15 protein-coding genes are annotated in these 7,879 nt (G+C 33.2%); 1 reads left to right on the top strand and 14 read right to left on the bottom strand.

Annotated features, from left to right (window positions below; all coding sequences use genetic code 11):
• Positions 1 to 126 precede the first annotated feature (126 nt).
• From LDX58_RS25180 to LDX58_RS25120, 14 genes are all read right to left on the bottom strand, one after another.
• A complete protein-coding gene (locus LDX58_RS25180) occupies positions 127 to 537 on the bottom strand; it encodes a hypothetical protein (RefSeq protein ID WP_227940408.1) in 411 nt (136 codons plus the stop codon).
• Between the two features lie 108 nt (positions 538 to 645).
• Positions 646 to 894, bottom strand: coding sequence for a hypothetical protein (locus LDX58_RS25175; RefSeq protein ID WP_227940407.1), 249 nt, complete (start codon positions 892 to 894; stop codon positions 646 to 648).
• Positions 895 to 1,117: 223 nt separating this feature from the next.
• Positions 1,118 to 1,411: a hypothetical protein gene (locus tag LDX58_RS25170; RefSeq protein WP_227940406.1), complete on the bottom strand. Its 294-nt coding sequence runs from the start codon at positions 1,409 to 1,411 to the stop codon at positions 1,118 to 1,120.
• Between the two features lie 50 nt (positions 1,412 to 1,461).
• Entirely contained in the window at positions 1,462 to 1,758 is a 297-nt protein-coding gene (locus tag LDX58_RS25165) for a cytochrome c oxidase subunit II (protein WP_227940405.1), read from the bottom strand.
• A 160-nt stretch (positions 1,759 to 1,918) separates the two neighbouring features.
• Positions 1,919 to 2,497 (bottom strand): hypothetical protein, encoded by a 579-nt coding sequence (locus tag LDX58_RS25160; protein ID WP_227940404.1) that lies wholly within the window; start codon positions 2,495 to 2,497, stop codon positions 1,919 to 1,921.
• A 153-nt stretch (positions 2,498 to 2,650) separates the two neighbouring features.
• On the bottom strand, positions 2,651 to 2,881 hold the full coding sequence (locus LDX58_RS25155; RefSeq protein ID WP_227940403.1) for a hypothetical protein: 231 nt from the start codon (positions 2,879 to 2,881) through the stop codon (positions 2,651 to 2,653).
• A gap of 170 nt (positions 2,882 to 3,051) precedes the next feature.
• Complete coding sequence (locus tag LDX58_RS25150) at positions 3,052 to 3,435, bottom strand: IolE/MocC family protein (RefSeq protein ID WP_227940402.1); 384 nt, start codon at positions 3,433 to 3,435, stop codon at positions 3,052 to 3,054.
• Positions 3,436 to 3,664: 229 nt separating this feature from the next.
• Positions 3,665 to 3,958, bottom strand: a complete 294-nt coding sequence (locus LDX58_RS25145) for an RNA polymerase sigma factor (RefSeq protein WP_227940401.1) — start codon at positions 3,956 to 3,958, stop codon at positions 3,665 to 3,667.
• A 210-nt stretch (positions 3,959 to 4,168) separates the two neighbouring features.
• Complete coding sequence (locus LDX58_RS25140) at positions 4,169 to 4,645, bottom strand: hypothetical protein (protein ID WP_227940400.1); 477 nt, start codon at positions 4,643 to 4,645, stop codon at positions 4,169 to 4,171.
• Between the two features lie 117 nt (positions 4,646 to 4,762).
• Positions 4,763 to 4,894, bottom strand: a complete 132-nt coding sequence (locus LDX58_RS26245) for a hypothetical protein (protein WP_265416833.1) — start codon at positions 4,892 to 4,894, stop codon at positions 4,763 to 4,765.
• Between the two features lie 73 nt (positions 4,895 to 4,967).
• Positions 4,968 to 5,474, bottom strand: coding sequence for a hypothetical protein (locus LDX58_RS25135; RefSeq protein ID WP_227940399.1), 507 nt, complete (start codon positions 5,472 to 5,474; stop codon positions 4,968 to 4,970).
• Between the two features lie 136 nt (positions 5,475 to 5,610).
• On the bottom strand, positions 5,611 to 6,132 hold the full coding sequence (locus LDX58_RS25130) for a fructose-bisphosphate aldolase (protein ID WP_227940398.1): 522 nt from the start codon (positions 6,130 to 6,132) through the stop codon (positions 5,611 to 5,613).
• A gap of 458 nt (positions 6,133 to 6,590) precedes the next feature.
• A complete protein-coding gene (locus LDX58_RS25125) occupies positions 6,591 to 6,839 on the bottom strand; it encodes a hypothetical protein (RefSeq protein ID WP_227940397.1) in 249 nt (82 codons plus the stop codon).
• Positions 6,840 to 6,887: 48 nt separating this feature from the next.
• A complete protein-coding gene (locus tag LDX58_RS25120) occupies positions 6,888 to 7,121 on the bottom strand; it encodes a hypothetical protein (protein WP_227940396.1) in 234 nt (77 codons plus the stop codon).
• Positions 7,122 to 7,452: 331 nt separating this feature from the next.
• Here LDX58_RS25120 and LDX58_RS25115 point away from each other — a divergent pair.
• A partial coding sequence (locus LDX58_RS25115; protein ID WP_227940395.1) for an IS110 family transposase occupies positions 7,453 to 7,879 on the top strand: 427 nt, incomplete at its 3' end.

Below are 7,879 nucleotides of genomic sequence, written 5' to 3'. Positions count from 1 at the left end.
CGTGCAGTGTAACGGGGACGATCGCTAATTTTTGTTGGGGCATAAGAAAAGCACCTCCTTTATTTAATACATGTATCGTACCAGGAGGCGCTGCGTATTTATATGCGTTGTTTGAATGGGGGCTTACTATTCAACTGTAATTTTACTAATTTCAGGGTCACCTACTTCGCCTAAAAATACAGTTGTATATGACCTTTCGTTATCAATAGAAACTTCCCCTTTGTGCCACGTTGATTGACTAAAAGAAAAAGGGTTTATGTCAGTATCAGTAGAGTACATAAAACCAGAACTCCCTTGATAATCCCAACCATCTTCTTTTAATGAAAAGTGAAGAATTCCATACCCATTGGGGGACTGATAAAAAGAGAATGCAGTTTCATCCATTTCTTCAGTATGAAAAATATCTGCTAATGGGATATCACTTTCTAATGTTGCTTGTTGTACAGTTTTAAATTGAGTTTTTGTATCATCAACTACATTGCTACAACCTGAAACAATCATGATAAATACAAAGAATATCGCAAATAATGATTTCATTAAAAACACCCTTTTATAATAAAATTATCACATATGCCTAAACCATTCTTCCATAAACCTGCTCGTTAGTGGAATAAGTAAGGCGATGCCTTCTTAAGCATCGCACCTTTAGTTCAATACATTTATTTCATTGGCAGTAACCTCTCTACTGTTTTCACTTTCACTTATTTCTATCTTTTTATTTAAGATAATTTCAACCTTCTGTCCCTGTTTTAAATCTTTAATGCTTAATTGTTTGGCATTCATATTAGCAATGACAGTATCTTCAGTAACATCAACATTGCATATATATCCTATACTTTCAATATCTCTTCCCTTATCTCTATTTACTGTTGACGAACAATTAACTTGCACCATATTCGATTTTATATCTCAATATCTCCTTCAAATGAACCAATTGGAGAACTACAACTCACTAATAATATAAGTAGCAAAAAAAGCGATAAATACTTCATACTTCCCTCTTTTCTATTTTAGACGTTGCATCTTAGTTAAAGTTACTATTGTATCTTCTTTAATAATCCCTGCCAGTTACTTCAATAAGGAAAAATAAGCACTCCTTGTAGAAGGAATGCAGACTTTAGTCAAATTTCTTACGACGATATAACCCTACAATTAAAATTAAAAATGCAGCAGACAATAATATTTTAGAAAAAGAAGTTACTATCGAAGGAAATTGAATAAAATAGTTCATTCCATAAAACAAGAAAATTTCATTAGAAATCATAAGTAAGAAAAAGATAATGCCTACTTTAAAAGAACGTTTCCAGCATACAATACAACCAATTAGAAGTAGCAACGGATAGAGAAATGATAATACAATTTTCAATAATGGCAATAAAGTTCCGAATAAAATGTCATAAACCTCCTTCATCCTTTTTACAACTTTATTTAAGGAAAATCCTTCTTCAAGTATTCTGCCCCTCAGTTGAACTTCAACTTTCCTTTATAGTAGAAAACAAAACTAATAATTATTGAAACGATAGCAGTTCCACCTATAATATAGACCCCATCCCAGTCATTAGATTCCCCAGCTAATACCCAGACTTGGTAAGGAATAAAAGCCAATGCCACGATTACTGGAATACCACATATAAGTAAACTAATATTTTGCTTAATTTCTTGTATGTCTGAATTATTTGTACTCTTTTCAATCAATGTCATCTGTCTTAGTGAAAATAATAAAACAAGTATAGCTGTAATTAACAAAATAAAATTCATTTAAAAGACCTCCTTATACATATGACTTCACCATAAAAATCCATATTCTTGTTAAACTCTACTGCCATTTACTTCAATAAGAAAACGAGCAATCCCTGCTTCTTAAAGGATTGCACTCCGTTACTTGAATAAGAGCAATTACTTATAAATTAGCTAGAACTCAATTACTTAAATCAAAGCGTGCTATTTCTTCTTCCTCGGCATAAATAACCAATGTTACTTCCATAGCATTTTTAATAATTTCATCTAATTGTTCTTGCGTTGGAGCCATTCTCATATCTGGGTTTTCTTTTAGTGCACCCAAATCAAAATCAAATGTATATTTACCTTCTTGGTTTGGTTCAAGAATTGGAGCACCAGTTTCACCAAAACCTAAATATGCTCGTTCTCTTCCTTCTTCGTTAAAAATATTAAAACCTATTATCTCTTCAATCACATCAATTAAGTTTTGATTAGGTTCAATTATTAGTTTAATTCCGTCGTCATATGTATAAGTTTCATTGTTGAAATTTTCAGTTCCCCCGATAGTTTTCGTTCCAGTATTCTTTAATACAAAATCATAGCTAAGTGAAATTATTTTTATATGTTCGCCCTCCATATCACCCGACGTAACACCAATTTCCCCAGCTCGATCATCTCTAATATCTACTTTTGAACTGATTAATTCTAATGATGACTTTTCTGAGCATCCAGTCAAAATTATTAATAACACTATAAAAATACCAGTATAAATTCGCATAAAATTCCCCCTCGTTTTGTTATATTTATTCTTTACGATAGATATTGATAAAAAATTTCAAATACAAGTTTGTTCCAGAATCCTGCTTCTTTAACACAATAGGAGCTGCCGCATCGACAACTCCTTTATTCAATATTCGCACCCCGTTGAAGATTATGAGATCAACTTTTTCTTATTTTCATCAATCTGCCTACTTATATTTGATAACAGTCTAATAATTTCTGCTAGCCCTATTAAGAAAAGACCTCCGAATAAACCACCTATACTAGCTAATAAGTTTACACCATCACTCATATCCAAATTTAGTTGTACATATATCCCAAAAATTATTGCGGCAAGTGCTGGAATATATAAAGTAAGTGCGACTACATTTAAGTTTCTCAAATTTAAAATACCCCTCCCCTTAAACGATCCCATAATTATACAGTTATTCCTTCTTTAAGGAACCTACCACTTTACTTCAATAATCAAATAGAGACCTTATTCCAGCATCGGACCCGTTACTTTAAGTGTAATCCTTCACAATTCATAGAAGACTTTCGTTTTTTCGAATTTTAGTTCGACGATATATTGAAATCTTCTCCAATAAGCTTAGTCGATTCATATATAACACCATTATCGTAACTTTTTATGTCAAAATAACCATTATAATAATCCCATACATCAGAATGGTTTGACGACTTGGTAATATTTTCTAATACTTTATTAAACAAAGATATAGCCTCTTCCTCTGTTGGATGCCCCTCAACCATAAGGCTAAACTTAATATCACTCTCCCCATCAAAAGAAACCGCAGTAGTTTCTACGTCATCTAATTCCTTGAGTGTTTCTCTCGTTTGATCCAAGGTTTTACTAATATCGATGTTGGGTTGTTGATTACAACCAGTTACTAACAATATTAGAACCAATACTGTACCTATAAAAGTTAATTGTTTCATTCTTTTTCTCCCTCCAATAAGTTTTTAACGATGGGACTTCTCAAATAAACCTGCCTCGTTTATCCAATAAGCAACAGGAGATGCGAACAACAACTCCTGTTGCTAAACTTATGCCCCGTTACTAGAATAAAAGAGTATTTATCTTTTTTTCTCTAATGTTTTTATTGCTCTAATTAACCAATACAAAACTACCCAAGGTAATATAAATGTTGTAGTCCATTCAATTAAACTAAAAAGAATAGAACTTGTAATTCCGAAAAACGGTAGTTGACTTTGCTTGGGACGGTAACCATTTTAGAAGGGAATCATTAAGTAGTTTTTGCCGATTCACCTTTCGGATATAATCAACCGTAACATTACGAGCAATAGAAAAAAGCCAGGTTTTCATTTCTGATTGCCCCCTAAATGATTGAAGAGATTTAAACAAACGTAAATCTTCAATGTCGTTTCGATTGTTTGTAAAGGAAGCAATGAAACGATATATCTTACGAATTTCTTCATCTATGTGCCTTTCTTCTCTCAATTCTCCACCTCCATTTGTCTTTTCATTGATTAGTCTGTTTTAATCTATAAAAGGTTACAATAATTTGAGATTTCCCTAAATATTTTTCACCTCAATTATACGTAAAATTTCTTATAAATCAGCGTCTTAATAAAAAAGTTATTTCTACTTATTGTAGAAACATACCCTTTACCACAATAAGCGACTGCCCTTGTTGAGCAATCGCACCCTTTAGTTAAATAATCTATGAGAATAGTTACCCCTTTCCTTAAAGACAGTTTTTACTTGCAAGCCAAGCCATAACATAAATGCGGGAACAATTGCGAAAATAAATGGATAATTAAAATTAGCAGGAATACCTGTTATATTTAAGAATGGTTGAATAGTTGCAAAATATAAGAAGTTAAAAGAATTTAACATTGAACCTTCAAAATCAGAGGCTGGTAGTAAAGTACCCATGTATAGTAGCAAACTTAATATTGGGATTAAAACAACAGTTTGTATATTTTTACTAATGGAACCTTTATCTTTCAAAAACAAACCTAAAATTAAATACAGAACCAGCGAAAGTATTAAGACAGCCAGAGATAAGTTTTCATTTCCAGTTCTGCCCCAAACTCCCAAGTTTAAAATTCCAGCAATACCTATCACAATGAAATGAAAAAAGAGTGACTTGATATTAGTTGTCAACAGATTAAATACTCTCATACAATCCCCTCATTATTGAATAAAACTGCCTTTTAGCAAAAAAGGCGTTCCTCGTTGTGCATAATCGCACCCGTTACTTTAAGAAGAAAACTATAATCAATTACAATCGGGATAAACTTATTTTTCCTGCTTTTTTTTCAGTAATTCTATTATCTCTTTATTTTGTTCATTCGCCTTATTTAATGTACGTTCTATCGCAAATAACGTAGACATCAGTAGAGCAAAAGCAATAATCCCAAATATAAACATCCTCTCTCCCCTTTAAATCTATTCGACTTTTACAACTCTGCACCCATTACTTTAATAATACAAATTGTGTTGTTTATTCATAATTCGTTATTGGAATAACTTCAAGTGAGGTATATGGTTCTTCATGGATAACATAAAATAAACGTGACTTTTCAGATATAGGTAATTCCCTTTCCAATCCATCTCCTAATAATTTCATTTTTTCAATACTTTTATCAGAAGCCTTACCTGCTAGAACATTCACATTTACTCCTGATTTTGTTTTAAAATCAAATCCCATTTTAGAATGAGCGCTATCTCCTCCAAATCCAACATAAGAAGTGTTTCTAAAAAAACTAAAACCTTTTTTGCTCTCAGCAATATTCGCTACTCCTAACGAATTATCAAGTTCATAGAATACAATCGTTTCTCCTTTAAACTCCTCAATAGATAAAATTGAGGTTTTGTCTGTACCTTCTTCCTGTAATCCGTATTCTATTGCAGTTTCTTTAGTTTCATACCATTGCGTATTGTCTGAACTACTACAACCAACCAATAAAACAAAATATAAACTAATTACAATAAAAGTAATTCTCTTCAAAATATCCCCCCTATCACAACTATTTTGCCATTAAAACCCATAACTCTTATTCAGCATTACTGCCCCGTTAGAGTGCAACAAGAAGATATCGCAACCTGTACTCCTCTTAATTCCCTTCAAGTACCTTTTAGTTTAACTAAGATTTTTTATTCTCTTTGTCGAATTCCACTAAATTGCTAATCACATATTCCTTTTTAATAGGTTTCCCTTCTTTTGAAACCCAAAAAACTTCGATAATAGTAGAGTCGAATGCACTCTTTATTTCTTCTTCACTTAACCCTTTTGAATAAAAAATGAATTCTCTATAAAATACTGCATCTCCTTTATCATTGGGTATGTACTTTCTCCCAGAACCAAACCTATATCTTTCTTTACTGATAATATTTGCCCAATCAGTTCCATCTGGAAAATCAATTTTCCGATCAGCTATTCTATTTGAATACTCCATTTCAAATTTTAATTTAAATTTGCGAAAATCATCTTTGATAGAGTTCTCTAATTCATGAGTTCCAATAGAGTTGTATTCTTTTTCTGTTAACTCTAACACGTGTGCTTCAATAGTAATGTTTGGTTGCTGTGTGTTATTGCAAGCAACAGTAGATAGAAGGATTATGACCATCAAAATAGTAACAGTATATACTCTATTATGGTTTTTCATAAATTCTCACTCCCTTCTAGAGATACACCATAAATAACCAATATTTTTTATTTATTGCCAATTTCTTTCAATAAAAAAGATGCTTCTTCCTTCTTAGAGGAAAACACCCGTTACTGCAATAGGAAATTGCATTTAACTTTTTTTCTCTAAAGTCCTTGCCATTCTGATTAACCAATACAAAAATACCCAAAGCAAAATGAATTTTGTAGTCCATTCAATTATCTTAAAGACGATAATAGAATCAATCCCGAAAAACGGTAGAATCAGAAAATGTGCTAATAAAATACAAAACCAATTATTAAAATTCTCAAGTTATTCCCCCTCCGAAATTCCCTTATTTATACCATAACATAAGGCATCCATTTTAGGTTATATTTTACATTTATTCTGATCCTTTAGCACAATAAGCAATAGGAGCTGCCATGACGACAACTCCCGTTCTTTCGTGCAGGCACCCGTTAGTTTAATAATTTCCCATCTTTATCTAAGAAATCAGGCTTACTTTTCATATCTTCCGAAGTAGGATTGAAGAATATCCAAATCTTCATATCTTTTTCATCTAATGGAATGAGTTTTGCTTCAAGATGTCCAAGCTTTACAGTAGAAACGTTAGAAGTTGCTAAACCGTAATACTCGCCACTTTCAACATCACCTACGCTTAAACCACCATTCGCATTATCTTCTACAATATTCCCTCCTCCAAACATACAAACAAACTGCCAACCATATTTCCCCTTTTCAAATTCAGATACAGCTTAATAATCTTTTGATTCATCGATTTGCGAATAGAAAAATACATACGCATAGTTGGTTCCTTTAAGCACCTTTGTATCAATAATCTCTACCACTTCCAAAGAGGGGTTCTTCACACTTCCTAACGCCTCTTCAGGTGTAGCAAAAGAGGAATTTCTTTCAGTCCAGTCCCAATAAATAAATAACCCTACAACAAATATTATAATTGCAGAAAAAATATAAACTATTTTTCTCATCGTCTCCCCCTACCTTAACTTTAAATTTGCTTCAATTCCCTTTTCAACTAACCTGCTTTGTTAGTAAAAAAGCGACTGCCTTTGTTAAGCAATCACTACCCGTTAGCCATCCATGCAGCGCAAAATCGGCGCTGCACCACAGAGAATGAAAATGGTTGAGAGGAAGGTCGATACACTATGGCGCTAGTAGAGCCCATCCGTTAGTCTGACTCCTTCGACCACGGTGCACCACTGACTGTTGCTCCCTTGCGGAAGCACTTATGGTAGATTAATCCTATTCTGGTTGTTGCACCAGCCTCCATTATTTTAAGTCGTAGAAAGGATGATTTCAATGGATGTAATCATTGAACGGGCGTGTGGGATGGATGTTCATAAGGATTCTATCACCGCATGTATTATCACACCAAAAGGAAAGGAGATTCAATCATTTTCAACGAAAACAGTGTTTCTGTTGAAACTAGTAGACTGGATTAAAGAACATGGATGTACACACGTTGCCATGGAGAGTACGAGTGTATATTGGAAGCCCATTGTGAATTTACTTGAAAGTGAAGACATTGTGTTTTTAGTGGTCAATGCCCAACACATCAAAGCTGTTCCAGGTCGTAAATCTGATGTAAATGATGCCGAATGGATTGCGAAACTGCTTCGTCATGGATTATTAAAAGCTAGTTTTATTCCTGATCGAAACCAACGAGAATTACGGGAACTCGTTCGTTATCGTCGGAGCATCATTGAGGAGCGTGCGAGACAACATA

It is taken from the genome of Alkalihalobacillus deserti, assembly GCF_020734105.1.
Lineage (GTDB): Bacteria > Bacillota > Bacilli > Bacillales > Bacillaceae_D > Halalkalibacter > Halalkalibacter deserti.
This window is presented reverse-complemented; position numbering and strand designations above follow the sequence as displayed.